The sequence below is a fragment of the Aquimarina muelleri DSM 19832 genome (assembly GCF_000430665.1).
GTDB lineage: Bacteria > Bacteroidota > Bacteroidia > Flavobacteriales > Flavobacteriaceae > Aquimarina > Aquimarina muelleri.
Genome location: NZ_AUML01000005.1, coordinates 57,577 through 78,128, shown reverse-complemented (window position 1 = coordinate 78,128; position 20,552 = coordinate 57,577). Strand labels below are relative to the sequence as shown.

Below are 20,552 nucleotides of genomic sequence, written 5' to 3'. Positions count from 1 at the left end.
AAAAAGGTTTAACAAATATTAATATACTCAAAGACTCACATCCTACAGAAATACCGTTGCTAAAACTTTCAAATCCCACACAAAATATCGGCAGCTTGTTTTAAAGTGTCTTCTGTTTTAGCAAAGCAAAATCGCAATACCTTATCGTCTTGTTGGTCAAGGTTAAAAACAGATACAGGAATCGAAGCTATCTTGTGTTCTATAGTTAATCTCTCGGCAAATGCAATATCACTTTCTTGTGTAATAGCAGAATACCCCAGTAATTGAAAATAGGTTCCAGAAGCAGGAGTTACAATAAAACGAGAATCTTTAAGTAAGGATAAAAATAAATCTCTTTTTTCTTGATAAAATTGTGGCAAAGAAAGATAATTTTCAGGAGTTTTTAAATATTCGGCTAGGGCATATTGCATTGGGTGACTACATGAAAAGACATTAAACTGATGTACTTTCCTAAACTCAGCCATTAAATCTGCTGGAGCCAGGCAATATCCCATTTTCCAACCTGTAGTGTGAAATGTTTTTCCAAAAGAAGCGGTAATAAAAGCACGTTCTGCTAATCCTGGAAATAAAGCTGCACTTTGATGTTTTTGACCATCAAAAATAATATGCTCGTATACTTCGTCACTAAGCAAGATTATATTAGTTCCTTTAAGTAGTTTTTCTAATTGAAGCATATCTTGTTTAGATAAAATACTTCCACTAGGGTTATGAGGGGTGTTTATGATCACCATTTTAGTTTTAGAGGTAATTTTGGAAGCTACTTCTTTCCAATCTACAGTAAAATTAGGCGCAGATAATTGTACAGGAACGACTGTTCCGCCAAATAACTGTATAGAAGGTTCATAACAATCATAAGCTGGTTTAAAAATAAGGACTTCATCTCCTGGATTTATAAAAGCCGAAATAATAGTAAATATTGCTTGTGTAGCACCAGCAGTTACAGTGACTTCAGATTCAGGATGATAATTACTTCCATACAGAGTATTGGTTTTTTGAACAATAATCTCTCTTAAAGACATAAGCCCTGGCATGGGAGCATATTGATTGTATCCTGTGTGCATTGCCTTTGAGACTAGATCGATAAGTTTTGGATTTGCCTCAAAATTAGGAAACCCCTGAGATAAATTTAAAGCATTATGTTTAGAAGAAAGTTGGCTCATTACAGTAAAAATGGTTGTGCCAACTTCTGGAAGTTTAGAAGATATAGGTTGCATATATTTAAAATTAACACAATTGTTAAAACAATTTAATTTTTGTTTAAAGTTAGTTTTATATTTTGAATGATTTAGAAAGGAACTCTAAACAAAGTTTTTTCTCTTTTTTATATTCATTATAAATAGCAGAATAAACCCCCTTTAAAACTTGGCTAAAAGACTAGTGAGCCCTATTTTTGTTTTCCAATTAACTAAACATTTTTATATAATGGGTGGATTGATAAAATCTTCAATAGCGAGAAAAGTTGCCATGGCACTATCGGGACTTTTCTTAGTGTTTTTCTTATTACAACATTTTACTATCAATTTAACATCAATTTTTAGCGCAGAAATATTTAATGAACTGTCACACTTTATGGGTACTAACCCATTAGTTCAGTTTGCATTACAACCTGTACTTATTTTTGGAGTAGTTTTTCATTTTGTAATGGGGTTTGTGTTAGAAATTAAGAACAGAAATGCCAGAGCTGTTAATTATGCAAAATATAACGGAGGAGCTAACGCCTCTTGGATGTCCAGAAATATGATTTATTCTGGGTTAGTGGTACTTGCATTTTTAGGACTGCACTTTTACGATTTTTGGATTCCAGAAATGGTACATAAATATGTAGAGTTTGCACCAGAAGACGCCATGCGATATTATCCTGAGTTATTGCATAAATTCGAAAGTCCTATACGCACAGGGATATATGTTATTTCGTTTGTATTTTTAGCATTGCATTTATGGCATGGATTTGCATCGTCTTTTCAGTCTGTTGGATTTAATAACAAATATTCGATAGCGGCAACCAAGTTTGCTAAAGCATTTTCAATTATAATTCCATTAGGATTTATAATTGTTTCTTTAGTACTTCATTTTACTCATTAAAAACACCACTATTATGTCAATTTTAGATTCTAAAATACCTGAAGGTCCACTGGCAGATAAGTGGACAAAACATAAAAACACTATAAACCTGGTTAACCCTGCAAACAAACGTAATATTGATGTTATCGTTGTAGGTACTGGTTTAGCAGGCGGAAGTGCTGCAGCAACTTTAGCAGAGCTAGGATATAACGTAAAAACATTTTGCTATTCAGATTCTCCTCGTCGTGCACATTCTATAGCGGCACAAGGAGGAATTAATGCGGCAAAAAATTATCAAGGAGATGGAGATTCTAGCTACCGATTATTTTACGATACGGTAAAAGGAGGGGATTATAGATCTCGTGAGGCTAATGTATATCGATTAGCTGAGGTTTCTGGTAATATTATAGATCAATGTGTAGCACAAGGAGTTCCTTTTGCTCGTGAATATGGAGGTTTATTAGATAACCGTTCTTTTGGAGGAGTTTTGGTATCCAGAACATTCTACGCTAAAGGACAAACAGGACAACAATTACTTTTAGGAGCATATTCTGCCATGAATCGCCAGATAAATAGAGGTAAGATACAAGCATTTAACCGTCACGAAATGTTAGATTTGGTAAAGGTAGATGGTAAAGCTAGAGGGATTATTGCACGTAACTTAGTTACAGGAGAGATAGAAAGACATTCAGCACATGCGGTGGTATTAGCATCTGGAGGGTATGGTAACGTATTCTTTTTAAGTACCAATGCTATGGGAAGTAATGTTATGGCTGCATGGAGAGCGCATCGTAGAGGAGCATTTTTTGCAAACCCTTGTTATACGCAGATTCATCCAACTTGTATACCAGTATCAGGAGATCATCAGTCTAAACTAACATTAATGTCTGAGTCTTTACGTAATGATGGCCGTATTTGGGTTCCTAAAAGAATTGAAGATTCAGAAGCAATACGTGCAGGTAAATTAAAACCAACACAATTAGCTGAAGAAGAAAGAGATTATTACTTAGAGCGTCGTTATCCTGCTTTTGGTAATTTAGTGCCACGTGATGTAGCATCCAGAGCAGCAAAAGAAAGATGTGATGCTGGTTTTGGTGTAAATAAAACAGGGGAAGCAGTATATTTAGATTTTGCTTCAGCGATACAACGTTACGGAAAAGAAAAGGCTTTAACTTCTGGGATACACAATCCAACAGCAGATCAGATTCGAGAATTAGGAGAAAAAGTGATTGAAGATAAATATGGAAACCTTTTTCAGATGTATGAAAAAATTGTAGATGAGAATCCATATAAAACACCAATGATGATTTATCCTGCAGTTCATTATACTATGGGAGGTCTTTGGGTGGATTATAATCTACAAACAACAATCCCAGGTTGTTATGCGGCGGGAGAAGCAAACTTTTCGGATCACGGTGCAAATAGATTAGGAGCATCTGCATTAATGCAAGGATTGGCAGATGGATACTTTGTTTTGCCATATACAATAGGAGATTATTTATCTCATGATATTCGTACTGGAAAAATCCCTACAGATACACCAGAATTTGATCAGGCAGAGAAAGAGGTTACAGATCGTATAGCAAAGCTAATGAGTGGATCTGGAGAGAATTCTGTGGATTATTACCATAAAAAATTAGGTAAAATCATGTGGAATAAATGTGGGATGTCTCGTAATGAGAAAGGATTAAGAGAAGCAATCGAAGAAATTGCAGTTTTACGTGAGGATTTCTGGAAAAATGTAAAAGTACCAGGAACAGCAAATAGTATGAATCCTGAATTAGAAAAAGCAGGAAGAGTAGCAGATTTCTTAGAATTAGGAGAGTTGTTTGCAAAAGATGCATTAGATCGTAGAGAATCTTGTGGAGGGCACTTTAGAGAAGAATCTGTAGAGCAGTCTGGTGAGCAAGAAGGAGAAGCATTGCGAGACGACGAAAACTTTAAATATGTTTCTGCTTGGGAGTATATGGGAGAACCAAAGGATGCTAAATTGCATAAAGAAGATTTAGTCTTCGATAATATTGAATTAAAAACACGTTCTTATAAATAAAAGCTATGAATCTTACACTAAAAATATGGCGTCAGAGTGATGCCAAGTCACAAGGAAAGATAGTAGACTATCAAGTAAAAGGAATTGAAGGAGACATGTCTTTTTTAGAAATGTTAGACGTGTTAAACGAGCAATTGATTAACAAAGGTGAAGATCCTGTAGTATTTGATCACGATTGTAGAGAAGGGATCTGCGGTGCCTGTTCATTACAGATTAATGGAGAACCTCATGGGCCAGATCGGTTAGTAACGACTTGTCAATTACATATGCGTATGTTTAAAGACGGAGATACTATTTATATCGAACCATTTAGAGCAAAAGCATTTCCAGTAATAAAGGATTTAATGGTAGATCGTAGTTCTTTTGATAGAATACAACATGCAGGAGGGTATATTTCGGTAAATACATCTGGTAATACTATTGATGCTAATGCAATACCTGTAAATAAAGATGATGCAGATAGTGCTTTTGAAGCAGCTACCTGTATTGGATGTGGTGCCTGCGTAGCAGCATGTAAAAATGCTTCTGCAATGTTATTTACTTCTGCAAAAGTATCTCAATTTGCTCTTTTACCACAAGGTAAAATAGAAGCTACAGATCGGGTATTAGCAATGGTAAATCAAATGGATGAAGAAGGTTTTGGTAACTGTACCAATACTGGCGCTTGCGAAATTGAATGCCCTAAAGGGATTTCTTTAGAAAATATTGCGCGTATGAATCGTGAGTATTTAAAAGCAAGTTTAAAAGGGTAAAAAAATCTTTTTATTGAATATGAAAAAATCCAAATCTTAGTAAGGTTTGGATTTTTTTATGGTAACATAATACGTAGTTATAATATTAATGAATAATACCATTTATAATTTGAATTTACCGTAATAAAATGTTTTTTCCGCCTCAGTATCAGAATAAAAATAAACCGTAGCCCTGCTATGCTTAATACCAGATCGAGTCTAGCATAAGCTTTTCTTCTTCACTGAAACAAAAAAAATATTAATTTTCTTTTCCAGTAAACTCAAACTACAAATGGTATAAGAGATAGTAGAGTATTTTTTCAATTTCTAATAGAAGGATTCATTTCTAGAGGCTTTTAAAACTTATTTTATTGTGTTGCGGTAATTTCATTGTTCAACGTGTCGACTTTTTTCTCTAGGTACTCTTTTATCTCAAAACTTTTTTTGATAATTATAGCATCATTAAGAACAAATGGTTTTGGCATCATATTTTTATCTCTTTCAGGTATTGAAAAATGCTCGTTTTTAAGCAAATCATAAGAGGATTCATATACTATAAATTGAGGCAGAGAGTCTTTATGAAACTGCATTTGTAATTCTAGAGGCTGGTTTTTAGTAACATAATAAGTGAGCAAGTTTTGACTCCATCTTTTAGAGAATGCATTATAGATTTTAGTATTAGAATGCTTAAAATCTTTTGTGGTTTCTCCATTAGCTTTTAAAGAATCAAAATTAAATAAAGTCTTCGTATAAACATCTATTCTGTTTATATCTCGCTGTGGAGCTATACATAGATCTATATATCTTTGATTGCCAATAATAGTATCTTTACCAACCTCTAGTTTTGGTTGTGGTATATTTTTAACTGATGCTTGATTAGTATATGTAAATGATTTACGATACTTGCTGTATAAAGTGTTTGCATTATAAGCTTCTGCGATATTTTCTTCTGGATTGATATAGTTTTCACTCCAAGAATCTAAAGTTTGATCATAGGTAGCCCAAACTGCTTTATTTTGATCTGTATCCAATATGTATACTAGGCTATTAGGCTTTTGTCTTTCTTCTGTAAAATCTGACTTTGTATGTGCTACAATAAGAAAAACAAAACTTAAAAGAAGTGCAAGATTTCCAATTAATTTTTTTCGTTTATAAAATCCAAATACAGGAAGTAAAGCACCAAATAATAGAACCGTTAGAATAGAAGAAACAAATAGAATTTTTAAACCTAATGCAACAGGAAAAGAAACAATAAAAGGAGATAGAATAAAAACGGAGGGAGTTCCTAGTAAAACCATCAAAAAAGGATTGGGTCTTTTTTGTTGAATAAGGACAAATAAGGAGATTAAACCAAAAAATACAATAATTATAAAATAGCTAGCTCCTTTTAAGTATAAAGCTGCCAAAGAGCAGATAGTAATCCATATAAATAATGGAGCTATTAATAAATTGGCTTGGTTTTTAATTTTATTAAATTTGGCATAGACTTTAAAGCAAATAGCAATTGATAGTAGTATAAAAACAATAATATAGTGATAGCCGTTATATGTAAAACCATGTTGAATTTCACTATATTGAGGGTAAATGATAGTAAGCAATTGCCATGCGCAAAAAGTTAAAATTCCTGCAAGAATAATACATAGTAAAAATAGACCAAAACCTTTTATAACTTCTTTAAAATCGATTCTATAAGAAAATTTACCATAAAAGATTAATCCTATAAATAAAATAACGGATAAAATTAACAAGCTAAATATCCAACTAAATGGATATTTTATAAGGTTAAAAATAGGAGTGTTAAAATAAATATAATCTTGGTCTGATTTAAGATTGGTTAAATCTGTTTCAGAAAAATAAGATAATAGAGGTATTAGATAACTGCCTTGATGTTGTAGCGTGTTTAAATCCAAATTTTGCCACGTATCATTTGCGGTATGATAATCAAAATGGTCATCTATAAATGCAAAGTTGAACCCATCGATATTACCCTGTTCTCTTAATACAGTAAGATCGGTATCATTAGGTAGCATTTTGTATATGCTATATGCTAAAGAATTTGTTACAGGGTATTGTACACCAGCTTTAGAAAACTCATCGATCATTTTTTCATTCTTTCCATTGGTTTCTATTAACATGTATGAATCTCCTCCGCTCCCTCTAGCTTCAAAATTAAGTGCGAGCCCAATATTTTTAGCCCATGGATGTTTTTTTATAAAGTAATCCGCTCCGTTAAGCCCTAATTCTTCTCCATCTGTAATGCATATTATAATATCATTTTTGGGTACTTTATTTGTGGCAACATACGCTCTTATTCCTTCCAGAATTGTTGCTACACCGCTACCTGCATCACTTGCGCCATAAGATGAGTGAGGCGAACTATCATAATGAGACATTAATAATAGTGATTTTGTAGTATTGCTTCCTTTAATTTTTGCAATAATATTTTGTGGATTGCTTATTATACCATTGTTAGAAATAGAAACTCCTTTTTGAACTAAAGGCTGCAATCCTATTTTTATTAACTCTTCTACGATATATGACTTAACATCTTCATGAGACTCACTTCCTAAATAGTGACAACTCTTAGATATATTTTTTACATGTTCTAAAGCGCGAAGAGTAGAAAACTCTTGTTTAGATGTTTCAAGATCTGTAATTCGTTGCGGTTTACTACTGTAAAAAGTATACGCTAAAATGACAATAAGGAGAAGAAATGTAAGTAAAGAGGGGAACTTTCGCATATTTCTGTAGTGAGATTTAGGTTAAAGGTAAGAAATAAGCTACAAATATTTAATAAATACTACCATAATAATAATGAATTACTTTTTTCTGACCATTAAAAATGACAAGTATAAAGATATGAAAATATGGTTTTAGTTATAGCCAAGCTATAGATTTATTGTGTAAATCATTGTAAATCACTATATTTAAGATTCACTAAATCATAAAACATATGGGAATCATTAGTTTTCAAGGCGCTCGTTCTAAAACAAAGAAGCTAGACGAGACACAGATAAAAGTTTCAGATTACATGACAAAGGGCTTGATAACATTTGGTCCAGATCAGTCTGTGATGGAAGTTATTGAAACTTTGATAAAACATAAAATATCAGGAGGACCAGTAGTGGATGTAAACAATCGATTATTGGGTATTATTTCTGAAGGAGACTGTATAAAACAATTAAATGAAAGTAGGTATTATAATATGCCTATAGAAGATGCTAGAGTTGAAAATTTTATGGTGAAAGATGTAGAAACTATAGATGGTAATTTAAATATTTTTGATGCTGTAAACAAGTTTTTACAAACAAAAAGAAGGCGTTTTCCAATTTTGGAAGATGGTAAATTAATAGGCCAAATTAGTCAGAGAGATATTATGAAAGCTGCATTAGAGATGGATGGACAAAACTGGTGGGATAGATAGCTTAAAATAGATTTGGTAAAAGAAATAGCTAGCAAAAAAAGTATATTACTTTTTTTGCTAGCTATTTCTTTTTACTAAGGCGTAAAACTCATTTTCGAGAGGTAAGTAGCCTTGATCATAAACAAAATAATAAATGTTTCCTGTTTTTGTAGTGTAAATGCTGGTAAAATACTGAAAATCAAATCCTTTTGTGATTAGTTTCGACTTCGTTATTTTGGTTTTATCATTTGGATTTAGCTCTTCTAGAATCCGATAGTTTTTACGTAATAGATTATTAATATTACGAATCAGGTTTTTGCTATCCTTATTAAGTTGATTATTATATGCATTACGGCAATAATCACTACAAAATTTTTTATCGGCTCTTCCTATAATTTTATCTCCACAAACAGGACAATCTTTTTGCATACTAAATTATTGCTTTTTGTAATTAAATTGAACTTCTTCACTAGATCCATCTTTATCATCGATAACTAAATAAACATTGATTTCAGAATCACTAATTCTTTCGAAGGTAAGCTCATCAAAGTAAACTTTATCTTTTTCTACTTTTACAAGTTTAAAATCTACGGTTTCTTCCTTTTTTTCCCATCCTTTAAAATCACCATTAAAGTGCTTTAATTGCATCAATAAAGTAGAGTCGATTTGTGTTATTCCTCCAAGTTCATAAAATTTAACGGTATCGTTTACTACCAATTTAAATGAAAACATCATAGAATTACCCAAAGGATCACTCCAAATTTCTTCGGTTATTCCTCCAAAAGCTTCCCCACGCCAGTATCCACTAATCCAAGAAAGATCTTCTAAAGTAGCATTAGGAGAAATCATATCGTCTGTAAACTTTAAAACATTAGACTCAGTACTCTGTGCAAAAGAGCTACATATAGCTCCTAGTACTATACATATAATTATAGATTTTTGTTTCATTCCTATGGGATTAAAGTAAGCAAGATACAAATTATGCTGCTGCTAGATATTAAAAGAAAATATTCTGTGCAATTCTAAAAGTATTAGCATGTGCTTCAATAATAGTTTTTATATCAGGAGAATACCCTCCGCCCATTGAGCACATAACAGGAATATTAAGATCCTTACAGGTTTGTAGTACAAATCTATCTCGTTCTGCACAGCCATCAATTGTACAAGCTAATTTTCCTAGTTTATCTGTAGCAAGAATATCTACACCAGATAAATAATAGATAAAATCTGGTTTTTGATCTTGTGTAAGTTTTGGTAGTGTTTCTTTTAGAATAGTTAAGTATTCCTGATTTTCGGTTTGGTTGGGTAATGCAATATCCAGATCCGATATTTCTTTCTTAAAAGGGTAATTATTTGCTCCATGCATTGAAAAAGTAAACACATTGCCTTCCTTTTCAAAAATTTCGGCAGTACCATTACCTTGGTGTACATCCAGATCTACAATTAATATTTTTTTTGCTAGATCCCTCTGTAAAAGGTAGCGAGCTCCTATTGCCTGATCGTTTAACAGGCAAAATGCTTCTCCATGATTCGTATATGCATGATGTGTGCCTCCGGCAATATTCATGGCAATCCCATGTTTTAGAGCATATTTTGAGGCTTTTATAGTACCATCTGCAATAATAACTTCTCGATCAATGAGTTCTTTAGATAATGGAAATCCTATTTTTCTGGCCGCTTTTGGGTCTAAAGATAGATTTAAAAGACTTTTGTAGTAGGATTCTGTATGTACTGCCAAAATAGGAGCAGCGTCCGGGATTTTAGGTTTAAAAAAGTTTTCTTCTATACAAGTACCTTCATGCAGTAATTGTTTTGGTAATAGTTCGTACTTAAGCATCGGAAAACGATGCTTTTCTGGTAAAGGATGTGTATAGATTGGATGGTATGCTATTTTGAGCATGTCTTACTCTTTAAAACGATATAATAGATAGAGTTCCTTTTTTATCATAATAACTGTAATAGGTGCTATTATTGTATAAAAAACAGGATTAAAATATACCTGTGATAAAGCCGCCACCAAACCCTAGGGCGAAACTTTCTTCTTAAGAAATCTCTGTTGTTCTCTTCAATACGATATTATATTGATCTTTTACTTTATATGTTGAGATATCTATATTGAAATTAGAAATTTATTATTTAACTCACTACAGCACCAGGATTAACCCCATTCTCATCTGGATTTAAGAATACCAATTTACCTTCTGGAGTTTCGGTCATCAAGATCATACCTTCGCTTTCTACGCCTCGTAATGCTCTTGGAGCTAGATTGACTAATACTGTTACTTTTTTACCTACAACTTCTTCTGGAGAAAAATGTTCTGCAATACCAGAAACGATGGTTCTAACATTAATTCCCGTATCTACCTTAAGTACTAATAACTTTTTTGCTTTAGGCATTTTTTCAGCTTCTATGATAGTTCCTATTCGGATATCCATTTTAGAAAAATCTTCAAAAGAGGTAGTGTCTTTTTGTGGCTCTATGGTTTTGTTTTCGGCTTCGTTGGCTTTTTTAGTAGCTTCCAATTTATCTAGTTGTGTTTGTATTTCGGTATCTTCTATTTTAGAGAATAATAATTCGCCTTTTTCGATTTTATGTCCTGCTGGTAATAGGACTTCTTTTATTACAATGTCATTCCATGTAGATTCTACGTCAAGATTAGAATGGGAGAGAATAGATTTTAATTTATTACTGGTAAACGGTAAAAAAGGTTCTGATAAAGTTGCTAATGCCGATGCGATTTGCAATGCAATATACATTATGGTTTTAGTACGCTCTTCATCGGTTTTAATTAATTTCCAAGGCTCTGCATCTGCTAGGTATTTATTTCCTAATCGAGCAACATTTAGTAACTCTTGACTTGCTTCTCTAAATCGGTATCTTTCTATAGAACTTGAAATTACTGCAGGATATGCTTTAAGTTCGGCTAATGTTTGTAAATCTACTTCAGATAAAGCGTCTGGAGTTGGTACAATACCATCGTAGTATTTATTAGTTAAAACTACTACGCGATTAATAAAGTTACCAAATATAGCAACTAGTTCATTATTGTTTCTTGCTTGAAAGTCTTTCCAAGTAAAATCATTGTCTTTAGTTTCAGGAGCATTTGCCGTTAATGCATAACGCAAAACATCTTGTTGGTTAGGAAATTCTTCTAAGTATTCGTGTAACCATACCGCCCAGTTTTTGGAGGTAGATAATTTATTGCCTTCTAAATTTAAGAATTCGTTAGCAGGTACATTTTCTGGTAATATGTAACTACCTTCTGCTTTTAACATACTAGGAAAAATAATACAGTGAAAAACAATATTGTCTTTACCAATAAAATGCACCAATTTGGTGTCTTTATCTTTCCAGTATGGCTCCCAGTCTTTTCCTTCTCTGGCTGCCCATTCTTTGGTAGAGGAGATGTATCCTATAGGTGCATCAAACCAAACATATAGTACCTTACCTTCTGCACCATCTACTGGCACAGGAATCCCCCAATCTAAATCACGGGTTACGGCACGAGGACGAAGCCCATCATCGATCCAGGATTTTATTTGTCCGTATACATTGGTTTTCCAATCTTTTTTATGTCCTACTAGTACCCATTCTTTTAAAAAATCTTCATACTGATCCAGAGGTAAAAACCAGTGTTTTGTTTCTTTTAGTATTGGTTTTGCTCCAGAAATGGTTGATTTTGGGTTAATCAGATCGGTTGCATTAAGCGAGCTTCCACATTTTTCGCACTGATCTCCATATGCTTCTTCATGACCACATTTTGGACAGGTGCCAGTTACAAATCGATCTGCAAGAAATTGCTCTGCTTCTGGATCATATAGTTGTTCTGAAGTTTCTTCGATAAATTTACCATCTTCATATAATTTCTTAAAAAATTCGGAAGCGGTTTCATGATGAATAGGAGCAGAGGTTCTTGAATAATTATCAAAAGATATTCCGAAATCTTGAAAAGATTTTTTGATTATAGAGTGGTATTTATCGATAATTACCTGTGGCGAAACTCCTTCTTTTTTTGCACGCATTGGGATTGCAGCACCATGCTCATCACTACCACATATAAAAGCAACATCATTGCCCGTCATTCTTAAATATCGAGAATAAATATCTGCGGGGACATAAACCCCTGCTAAATGACCTATATGAATTGGACCATTTGTATATGGTAAAGCTGCTGTAATAGTGTATCTTCCCTTTGTGCTCATAATGCTAAAAAATAAGGCACAAAGGTAATAATAAGAATTCAGACTATCAGAACCCAGAGACAAGACTTTTGTGTATTAATCTTACGTTCTCTATTTTGTAATAAACACTATAAAATAGATCTTAATACTCCTTGAAAAAAATCACTTTTTTCAAGGAGTATCTATTAATAAGATTTGTCTTTTTATTTTTAATCCACATTGTGGAGTTTAATTCTATGAGACTTGCCTCGAAGACAATATGTGTTTTAGTAAATGTATATACTATAGCATGCTTTAAGGGTGCTAATTTTATACATTAAGAAATCAAAATAGACCTACTATAGTTGCCTTTATTGGTTTCGATTCTATATATATATGGGCCTGTACTTAATCGCGTATTCGCAGATTGTTTTACATCGATAATAAGCTCTCCTTCCATTACAACTTCATTTCGTAAAGTAGCTACTTTTTGTCCTATCACATTATATAAAGCAATATCCATATGTGTAGTCTCTGGAGTTGCAATATTTATATACGTTTGGTTATCGCTATAGGTAACAATATGTGTAATTCCATCTCCATCAGTTGGGATGTTAGGGTTTGTGCCAGAACAATTAAAGCCCAGATCTAAAGATTCATAAGACCCTCCTAATAATACTTTACCGACTGTAGTTTCATCAACACATAACCATTCTTTCATAACAGTTGCATATACTTGTCTAAAATCGGTAGTGTTAAATACGTTACCGCCCCTAGTTAAGTTAGATAAGTCTGGATGTTCTCCAACAAAACCGTTGCCATTAAGTGCGGTTCCAAAAAACATAGTTGGTGCGGCAGTACCGTGATCGGTTCCTAAAGATCCATTTTCTTTAAATCTTCTGCCAAATTCAGACATAGTCATAGTAAGTACTTTGTCATCCCAACCTGCAGCAGTAAGATCTTTATAAAAAGTACTTATTGCTTCAGAGAAAGAGTTAAGTAATTCCTGATGTCTTTGTGTTTGGTTATTATGTGTATCAAATCCTCCTAAAGTTACTAGATATACTTTTGTTCCTAGCCCTCCTTTAATTAATCTGGAGATAATACTTAGTTGTCTACCCAGACTATCATCTAGATACCCTGCAAAATCTGTTGGTCCGGATTTATCATAAGCTGCACTAATTACATCTGCATAGGTAAATGTGGTATTGGTAACTTCTCTTAGGTGTCTTACTTTGTCATTATAGGTGCACTCTCCAAGACCTTCAGTGTTATAAGAAGTTCCGTTTTGTGCAATTTGTAATAATCTTTTAGGATCGGAAACAGCAAAAGAAAAATCATTTTCTGGTCCTTTAAAAATCAGGTTTCCAATACTTCCTATCTGTATGGACGGAGGACTAGCAGGGGGATTAAAAACATAATCTGGATAAATATCCTGAAAATATCTTCCCATAAAACCAGTTCTGTCTTCTTCTACCAGATTAGTATTAGCATAGATATCTGATCCTTTAAAGTGAGATAATGAGGAGTCTTCATATCCAACGCCATGTACAATTTTCATTTGTCCATCTCCCCAAACACTTTCGAGTTTATTCATTGGTTTAGGCATTGCATACTCATCACTAAGAGAAATAAACTCGCTTGGAGGTATTTTTATCAAAGGTCTTGCATTGGCATAAATATCGTAATCGTATACTGGGATTATCGTATTAAAACCATCATTTCCACCACTTAACCTGCAAAGAATTAATATGTTATCATTTTCGGCTTGACTAAGTGCTATGGATAGGGGTGATGGTCTTGAAACAGAGAGGGGTGTATTTGCAAGCATCATGGTGCCTCCTCCTACTAGACCTAATGCTTGTAGAAAAGATCTTCGATTCCATTTTACATGATCCTCGGTATTACAAGAACCTTTTTTGTTGGATTGTATAGTATAGGGTTTATTAGTATCGGACATTGGATTTTATTTAAGTTGGAATTCAGGGATTTCTGCAATGTAATTTAGTAAAGCAGCAAATTGTTGTGGTATTTCTGGATATCCTAGTGTCCATGTTCCGTCTTCAAAATAATTTTCGGGTATACCATCAATTTTAAATACTCCTAAAGCTTCTGCGAAAATAACGGGATCTGTTATTCCTCTTGGGAAAAAATATAAAAGAATAGTTTTTACTACAAGGGTAACATCGTCTGTAGTAACGACTAAATTTCCATCCCCTGGCTCACCAATAGGCATTCCTATCAAAAAATCTTTAAATTGATCTTGATTGTGGCTCCAAGCTTTGGAAAGAATATAGCGAATACTCTCCCAGCGCCCAATTAGTAAGTCGGGACTGATCCAATCTTCGTCTCCTTGCCAACCTTCAACATCAATAGGGCTTAATACATCTTGCCCTAAAATTCGTACGGTGTTTCTATAAAAATCCATAAGATCAACATCTGCAGGTAGGGCAAACCCAATTTCATTAAAAAAACTAATGTTTAAATCACAAGGACTTTTAATGATTGTACCTATGGCTTCTATATTAAAAAAATGTTCACTTTTAAAAAGTTGTCGAAGTACGGTAGCAATATTATAATTATTAGCTATAAAAGTTTGTACCATTTCTGCAACGATAGTATCATTACAAGTTGGACTTACAAAATACCTATATAACTTTGCACAAATAAAAGTAGCAACCTGTGTTTCTCTTTGTAGAAATAAAATATTGATTACATCATCATACGTCCAATTTCCAACTTGCCCAAAAATATTTTTAGAATCATTACTAAATTTGCTTGGATCAAAAACAATATCTCCCCAAGATATATTATTTGTGTTTACATATCCTGTTAGAGCTTTTGCGGTTTCTTGTATATCACTTTCTGTATAGCTATTGTCTACACCAAGAGTAAATAATTCATACAGTTCTCTCGCATAATTTTCATTAGGTCTGTCTTTTATGTTTTCATCACCGTTAAGGTACACTAACATTGCATTGCATATACCAATATCGTATACAAAATCTCTAAAATTACCTAGAGCATGTATTTGTAAAAGGTTGTAATATTGAGATTGATATGCGGGGCTTTGATAGGTGTTATCTTCGGTCACAAAGTGATTACTCCAGAATAAAGTAAGACGTTCTCTTACTTTATTTTGTAATAAATCTGTTATCATTTGCTTTTTACCTTCTTGTCGATACTCAAAGGTCTCTAAAGGAGCATTATCGAACTGATCTCTGTTCCAGAGCCCCCAAGAGGGAGGCGGTGTAATGTTTAATGCAAGAGCATCATCTATAAGTTGATCAACTAAGGCAGATGGATTGTTTTGAGCTAACGCAGCTAATACCTCGGTTTTAGATGCTCCAAAAGCAATCCTACGATATAAGTGATTTATCTTACTTACATTCCATGGATTTTCTGGAGATGGAACATATTCTGTTAAGGAAGCTAGATTACAAGAAGTATCTGACATCATCATAGGCAATTAAGTTTAAAATAGAGTAGAAGGGACAAAATTGTGTACAATATAATAGATTATAACGAAAGTCTTTGTTAATTCGTGTCTGAAAATTTAAAATTTAAAATATGGCTACTCCTGATTTTGTTAAAAAAGAAGATAAAATTGCTATTGTTTCTACTGCCAGAAAGGTTGATTTTAAAGAGATAAACGATGCTATTCATATTCTTAAATCTTGGGGTTTAGAACCAGTTATAGGTTCAACAATAGGTAAAGAAAATAATCAATTTGCTGGATCTGATCAGGAACGAGCATATGATTTTCAAAAGATGTTGGAAGATAAAGAGATTAAAGCTATTTGGTGTGCCAGAGGAGGGTATGGTACTGTTAGAATTATAGATAAAGTCGATTTTTCTACATTTATAAAAACCCCTAAATGGATTATTGGGTATTCTGATATTACGGTCTTACATTCTCATATTCATAATTTTGGAATAGCTACTATACATGCTCCTATGCCAATAGATATACATAAAAGTACTATTCCATCCATTAATTCATTAAAAAAAACTTTGTTTGGCAAAAAAATGAAATATAGTGTGCCTTCTTCTAAAAAAAATATCCAAGGTAAATGCAAAGGGCAATTAGTAGGGGGCAATTTATCTATACTATATTCTTTGTGTGGTTCTGCTTCTTCGATAGATACTTCGGGTAAAATTTTATGTATAGAAGACCTGGATGAATATCTTTATCATATAGATCGGATGCTACAAAATTTGAAACGTAATGGGTATTTTGATAAATTATCAGGATTGATTGTAGGAGGAATGACCAAGATGCATGATAATAATATTCCGTTTGGTAAAAAATATAAAAGAATTATTTTGGATATTGTAAAAGAATATGACTTTCCTGTAGCGTTTAATTTTCCTATGGGGCATTTGGAAGATAATAGAGCATTGATGCTTGGTGCAGAAGTGTCTTTGCAAATAGATAAAACGGAAGTGGTTTTAGAGTATATATAACTATGGCAGAACATAATGTACTTGGTAAAAAAGGAGAAAAACTAGCTATAGATTTTTTAGTAGACAAAGGATATGACATTCTAGAAAAGAATTATCGTTATTTAAAGTCCGAAATAGATATAATTGCTCAAAAAGATGCGATTGTAGTAGCAGTAGAGGTTAAAACCAGAAGCACACCAGAATTTGGAAATCCTCAGGATTTTGTAAAACCCAAACAAATTCAATCTTTGGTAAAAGCTATTAATAATTATGTTGTAGATAAGGATTTGGATGTAGAAGTGCGTTTTGATATCATTGCCATTATAAAAAATAAATCAGGAACTAGGATTGAACATTTGGAGGATGCTTTTTATCATTTTTAAGTTTTGATTGAGGTATTATACGATTTACGAATAAAAATCTCGCATATAATCGCATTCTTTTTCTACTATATTTTCTTCATAAAATGAAACAATAGCTATGACTATTCTTTAATTTGATTCATCAATCTAGCGAAAAACCTTTGCAATTATTTATACGCAATTCTCATCCGTAAATCGTATTATATATTAATCTGTGCTAATTTCCTGTCGTTTCGCTTTTAATAATGTAAAGACTTTATAGAGTAAAATAATCTCTAGCAAAATAGTAGGAGTAAGAAGAACTAACCCAACTACTGCCAGAAATATAGTAACCATACAGCTGTAGGTAATAATTTCAAAAATACCAGTTGTAGTTGCAACCCCTCCTAACCCTTTTTGTAGTCGCAATACCGATATACCAAATAAGATTCCTATTACACCGTATGTTACCGCCTCTGCTCCAAGAACAAATTGGTAGTTAAAGTTGTTTATAAAAAGGGATAAAATATCGTAGATATAAAATACTACACAAATAAAAATAAAAAGGAATGCTGTAATACGTAATAAATAGTTTTTGAAAATTTTTCCCGTTAAGATAAACCCTCTTATAAATAAAATAATCGAAGTAAGAACCGCTAATTTTAAAATAATGTAGATAGCAGTGTTAGCTATCATTTCATCTTCATAGTATCTAAAGTAGTCTACGGCAAACTCTGCAAACCCTAAAATAAAATATACAATTCCGCTAATCCACGCAATAGATAGTTGTCGTATTAAAAAACTAATTTCTTTACTATCATCGATATCTAACAAAAGTAACTTTTTAAACTCTTTGGTAACCAAAGAATCTTCAGATTTAATTTTTTCAAGATCATAATCCAGAGCCGATAAAATGGTTTTTATAGTATAACTTCTTGGGGTTACTTCGCCTGCTTCGATGCGTTGTATGGTTCGAACACTAATATTACATTGTTCTACCAACTCTTCTTGTGTTAGTCCTTTGGATTTTCTAAGTTCAGAAATTTTCTGACCTAATTCTGGCTGTTTCATAATGGGATTAATTTTCATTTTCTTCAGCAATATTAGTTTTCAGAGAATAGTTTTCAAATTTTTCGGTTTGTATTTCCCCCGACATTTACCCGACAAACCTATAAAATAAAGGGGTTTTAGAACCTCACAAGTATTGAAAATCTGTGAGGTCTAAAGTAATAATTTTAATATTAAGCTGTAATGTTTGTTTTTTGATCTGTGAAAAGAAAAAATATCAAAATGCGGAATAGTGGTAATAAAAAGCAATACATCAGTATTGGAAATAAAAACAAAGTATCCTCTTAATAAAGGAATCATTACAGAAATCTTTGTTTTCACACTTTTAATAAATGTATTTTCCAGATTTTTGTTTTAAGTTTTCTAATAACTGAAATTAAAATAGTATCATAAAATGAACTACAAATCAAAAATCGTAATTATTTTCTTCATTATTTTTGCTCCAATATTTGGGATTTCTCAGGTAAGAATTGGGGATTTCTCACATCATAAAAATAGATTTAAGAAATTAAACATCAAAGATTTAAAAAGGTTTACAAACACCCAAACTACATTTGTTCTGCCTGATTTTTTTCCTAAATCATCTTATGAAAATATTCTTAGTAAAGTTTGGGATATAACTCCTTATAAAGTAGTTTATGAAGATGATTTTACGGGAGATGATTTAGAAATTGATAATGCTTTGGCTCGATTCGAGATTTTGGAGGTTGAGATAACTACCAAATCAGGGATGAGAAGATCGTTTAGTTATTCCTCAATAGATTTTGGCGTTATTGATAAAATAAAAAAGAAAAAGAAAAAAAATGTTTGGAGTATATCAAGAGTGGGTTCAATTTACTTTACACCGAGTGTCAAAATTCGACAACAGATAGGGTTTCCTGGTAGAGCAGGTAAAATTAAAGGTAATTTTATCAATTTTAGATTGGGATATTTAAAGAATTATCTACAATTATTAAATAAAAATTTGAAGAATGAAAAGCCTATTGATATCTATTATGACTATGCATTTCCTGAGCTAAAGAATCTTAAAAATCATACGTTGTATATAGATTCTAATCTGTTATATGGGTACGATGGCTTTTTTGGATTAGAAAAAAAGAGCCCCAGAATAGAAAATTTAATGCAAGATTATTCTTTTAAATATGAAGTAGTAGAAAGCGAAACACTACAAGAAAAAATCTTTAATGAAGATAAAGATTTTTATTATTTAATGTGGAATCAGATAAATCATAATAAAATTATAAATATTGTAAACGGAAGAACTGGAGATTTAGTTTATCAAGAGCACACCACCATGTCTGTTAATATAAAGCCTAAGGATTTTAAAAAAATTAGCTCCAAAATAAGTAAATTGAAGTAGTCGTTATATTTTTTAAAAGGCTGGATTCTAACTTAAAAATAAAGAATTCAGCCTCTTTTTTTTATATGTTGAAAATTACCCGATTCTGTATTTTTTGAAGTTGTAGTATTTGTTTTCTTATTACATGACAAAAATTTATGCGATATAGAGATGAGCTGATTTGTCATTCCGTTACAGAACGGAATCCACTCATTGATAACTCTATGGCAAAATGGATTTCAGCTTTTAGTTTATCCTGAACTTGTTGAAGGGCTAGAATGACAAAACAACAACAAATACACCTGTAGTTTTTTAATTGTCAATCATTTATCTAAAATCATAGATTTTTTGTGATGTACAAAGGGTAATGTTAAAAAAAAATTAAAATCTTGGATTGTAGGATTGGTAATTTAATTTCAATTCTTCTTGTAATAGTTTAATGATTTTTTCTGCTATATCTTCCTTAAAAGTTTCTATAAGGCAAAATTTATCTGTATGCCTTTCGTTAAAAATGTGTATTTCAAAACGCTGTATGGTTTGTGATGCATCTGGTGTAGCTATGCTTACCCATGCAAACTTATACCTTCCTTTAAATGTGAGTTTACTTACATCGGTTTTATTTGTTAAATCCACGTTTTTTTTGCGAATCAGTTTTCCAAAAATAAATTTAGCCTGATATAGTTTATGATCCTTGATATAGATCCCTTTTTTTGCTGTTAATTTGTAAAAAAAGATACTACTGAGAAAAAGAAATATAGAAAACAAGAGTAATCCGTGATACCATTTAATCAAAATAGATCCTTTTTGAATAAATAATCCCAAAATCAATAGTATAGCACTTAAAAAAGATATGATTGTTGGGATTAAAAATGCGATAAATAGTAAAATCAAAATAATTTTTTGATGAAGGTAAAAACCTGTACCTATAATAATTTTTTTCATTTTTAGTAAT

The 20,552-nt window shown here is 32.2% G+C and carries 17 protein-coding genes; 7 read left to right on the top strand and 10 right to left on the bottom strand.

The genetic code is table 11. The features are described 5' to 3' along the window. Positions 1 to 68 precede the first annotated feature (68 nt). A complete protein-coding gene (locus H527_RS0104515; protein ID WP_027411602.1) occupies positions 69 to 1,214 on the bottom strand; it encodes a methionine aminotransferase in 1,146 nt (381 codons plus the stop codon). Positions 1,215 to 1,422: 208 nt separating this feature from the next. On the opposite strand from H527_RS0104515, the gene H527_RS0104510 reads away from it, so the two are divergent. The 3 genes from H527_RS0104510 to H527_RS0104500 are packed head-to-tail and all read left to right on the top strand — an operon-like array spanning position 1,423 to position 4,863. Next, positions 1,423 to 2,082, top strand: a complete 660-nt coding sequence (locus H527_RS0104510) for a succinate dehydrogenase cytochrome b subunit (protein WP_027411601.1) — start codon at positions 1,423 to 1,425, stop codon at positions 2,080 to 2,082. Positions 2,083 to 2,095: 13 nt separating this feature from the next. Next, positions 2,096 to 4,111, top strand: a complete 2,016-nt coding sequence (locus H527_RS0104505; RefSeq protein WP_027411600.1) for a fumarate reductase/succinate dehydrogenase flavoprotein subunit — start codon at positions 2,096 to 2,098, stop codon at positions 4,109 to 4,111. A gap of 5 nt (positions 4,112 to 4,116) precedes the next feature. After that, entirely contained in the window at positions 4,117 to 4,863 is a 747-nt protein-coding gene (locus H527_RS0104500; protein ID WP_027411599.1) for a succinate dehydrogenase/fumarate reductase iron-sulfur subunit, read from the top strand. A gap of 347 nt (positions 4,864 to 5,210) precedes the next feature. On the opposite strand, the gene H527_RS0104495 is transcribed toward H527_RS0104500, so the two are convergent. Then, a complete protein-coding gene (locus H527_RS0104495) occupies positions 5,211 to 7,583 on the bottom strand; it encodes a M28 family peptidase (RefSeq protein ID WP_027411598.1) in 2,373 nt (790 codons plus the stop codon). A 212-nt stretch (positions 7,584 to 7,795) separates the two neighbouring features. Between H527_RS0104495 and H527_RS0104490 the strand changes: the two genes are divergently transcribed. Then, the gene (locus tag H527_RS0104490) at positions 7,796 to 8,266 is read left to right on the top strand and encodes a CBS domain-containing protein (protein ID WP_027411597.1); all 471 of its coding nucleotides are present in this window, start codon (positions 7,796 to 7,798) and stop codon (positions 8,264 to 8,266) included. Positions 8,267 to 8,323: 57 nt separating this feature from the next. Here H527_RS0104490 and H527_RS0104485 read toward each other — a convergent pair whose 3' ends face one another. The 6 genes from H527_RS0104485 to H527_RS0104460 form a co-directional block, all read right to left on the bottom strand. After that, the gene (locus tag H527_RS0104485; RefSeq protein WP_027411596.1) at positions 8,324 to 8,674 is read right to left on the bottom strand and encodes a DUF2116 family Zn-ribbon domain-containing protein; all 351 of its coding nucleotides are present in this window, start codon (positions 8,672 to 8,674) and stop codon (positions 8,324 to 8,326) included. A gap of 6 nt (positions 8,675 to 8,680) precedes the next feature. Then, complete coding sequence (locus H527_RS0104480; protein WP_027411595.1) at positions 8,681 to 9,193, bottom strand: DUF6265 family protein; 513 nt, start codon at positions 9,191 to 9,193, stop codon at positions 8,681 to 8,683. Between the two features lie 49 nt (positions 9,194 to 9,242). Next, a complete protein-coding gene (locus H527_RS0104475) occupies positions 9,243 to 10,145 on the bottom strand; it encodes a histone deacetylase family protein (RefSeq protein ID WP_027411594.1) in 903 nt (300 codons plus the stop codon). A gap of 236 nt (positions 10,146 to 10,381) precedes the next feature. Further along, on the bottom strand, positions 10,382 to 12,448 hold the full coding sequence (gene metG, locus H527_RS0104470) for a methionine--tRNA ligase (protein ID WP_027411593.1): 2,067 nt from the start codon (positions 12,446 to 12,448) through the stop codon (positions 10,382 to 10,384). 295 nt (positions 12,449 to 12,743) lie between these two features. Next, positions 12,744 to 14,366 (bottom strand): DUF1501 domain-containing protein, encoded by a 1,623-nt coding sequence (locus tag H527_RS0104465; RefSeq protein ID WP_027411592.1) that lies wholly within the window; start codon positions 14,364 to 14,366, stop codon positions 12,744 to 12,746. A 6-nt stretch (positions 14,367 to 14,372) separates the two neighbouring features. After that, the gene (locus H527_RS0104460) at positions 14,373 to 15,869 is read right to left on the bottom strand and encodes a DUF1800 domain-containing protein (protein WP_081414549.1); all 1,497 of its coding nucleotides are present in this window, start codon (positions 15,867 to 15,869) and stop codon (positions 14,373 to 14,375) included. A gap of 107 nt (positions 15,870 to 15,976) precedes the next feature. Between H527_RS0104460 and H527_RS0104455 the strand changes: the two genes are divergently transcribed. Next, positions 15,977 to 16,873 (top strand): S66 peptidase family protein, encoded by an 897-nt coding sequence (locus H527_RS0104455; RefSeq protein WP_027411590.1) that lies wholly within the window; start codon positions 15,977 to 15,979, stop codon positions 16,871 to 16,873. Between the two features lie 2 nt (positions 16,874 to 16,875). Next, entirely contained in the window at positions 16,876 to 17,235 is a 360-nt protein-coding gene (locus tag H527_RS0104450; RefSeq protein WP_027411589.1) for a YraN family protein, read from the top strand. A gap of 186 nt (positions 17,236 to 17,421) precedes the next feature. Here the strand turns inward: H527_RS0104450 and H527_RS0104445 are convergent, their stop codons facing one another. Then, positions 17,422 to 18,264 (bottom strand): helix-turn-helix domain-containing protein, encoded by an 843-nt coding sequence (locus H527_RS0104445; RefSeq protein WP_035087390.1) that lies wholly within the window; start codon positions 18,262 to 18,264, stop codon positions 17,422 to 17,424. Positions 18,265 to 18,655: 391 nt separating this feature from the next. Here H527_RS0104445 and H527_RS0104440 point away from each other — a divergent pair, with 391 nt between their 5' ends. Continuing rightward, positions 18,656 to 19,621: a hypothetical protein gene (locus tag H527_RS0104440; protein WP_027411587.1), complete on the top strand. Its 966-nt coding sequence runs from the start codon at positions 18,656 to 18,658 to the stop codon at positions 19,619 to 19,621. A gap of 360 nt (positions 19,622 to 19,981) precedes the next feature. Here the strand turns inward: H527_RS0104440 and H527_RS0104435 are convergent, their stop codons facing one another. Continuing rightward, positions 19,982 to 20,542, bottom strand: coding sequence for a hypothetical protein (locus tag H527_RS0104435; protein WP_027411586.1), 561 nt, complete (start codon positions 20,540 to 20,542; stop codon positions 19,982 to 19,984). Positions 20,543 to 20,552 lie beyond the last annotated feature (10 nt).

Bases quoted from the DNA above. Each gene is read 5' to 3' on its own strand.
- H527_RS0104500 (WP_027411599.1), top strand. From the start codon at position 4,117: ATGAATCTTACACTAAAAATATGGCGTCAGAGTGATGCCAAGTCACAA.
- H527_RS0104435 (WP_027411586.1), bottom strand. From the start codon at position 20,542: ATGAAAAAAATTATTATAGGTACAGGTTTTTACCTTCATCAAAAAATT.
- H527_RS0104455 (WP_027411590.1), top strand. From the start codon at position 15,977: ATGGCTACTCCTGATTTTGTTAAAAAAGAAGATAAAATTGCTATTGTT.
- H527_RS0104460 (WP_081414549.1), bottom strand. From the start codon at position 15,869: ATGATGATGTCAGATACTTCTTGTAATCTAGCTTCCTTAACAGAATAT.
- H527_RS0104450 (WP_027411589.1), top strand. From the start codon at position 16,876: ATGGCAGAACATAATGTACTTGGTAAAAAAGGAGAAAAACTAGCTATA.
- H527_RS0104495 (WP_027411598.1), bottom strand. From the start codon at position 7,583: ATGCGAAAGTTCCCCTCTTTACTTACATTTCTTCTCCTTATTGTCATT.
- H527_RS0104475 (WP_027411594.1), bottom strand. From the start codon at position 10,145: ATGCTCAAAATAGCATACCATCCAATCTATACACATCCTTTACCAGAA.
- H527_RS0104485 (WP_027411596.1), bottom strand. From the start codon at position 8,674: ATGCAAAAAGATTGTCCTGTTTGTGGAGATAAAATTATAGGAAGAGCC.
- H527_RS0104490 (WP_027411597.1), top strand. From the start codon at position 7,796: ATGGGAATCATTAGTTTTCAAGGCGCTCGTTCTAAAACAAAGAAGCTA.
- H527_RS0104445 (WP_035087390.1), bottom strand. From the start codon at position 18,264: ATGAAACAGCCAGAATTAGGTCAGAAAATTTCTGAACTTAGAAAATCC.
- metG (WP_027411593.1), bottom strand. From the start codon at position 12,448: ATGAGCACAAAGGGAAGATACACTATTACAGCAGCTTTACCATATACA.
- H527_RS0104505 (WP_027411600.1), top strand. From the start codon at position 2,096: ATGTCAATTTTAGATTCTAAAATACCTGAAGGTCCACTGGCAGATAAG.
- H527_RS0104480 (WP_027411595.1), bottom strand. From the start codon at position 9,193: ATGAAACAAAAATCTATAATTATATGTATAGTACTAGGAGCTATATGT.
- H527_RS0104465 (WP_027411592.1), bottom strand. From the start codon at position 14,366: ATGTCCGATACTAATAAACCCTATACTATACAATCCAACAAAAAAGGT.
- H527_RS0104515 (WP_027411602.1), bottom strand. From the start codon at position 1,214: ATGCAACCTATATCTTCTAAACTTCCAGAAGTTGGCACAACCATTTTT.
- H527_RS0104440 (WP_027411587.1), top strand. From the start codon at position 18,656: ATGAACTACAAATCAAAAATCGTAATTATTTTCTTCATTATTTTTGCT.
- H527_RS0104510 (WP_027411601.1), top strand. From the start codon at position 1,423: ATGGGTGGATTGATAAAATCTTCAATAGCGAGAAAAGTTGCCATGGCA.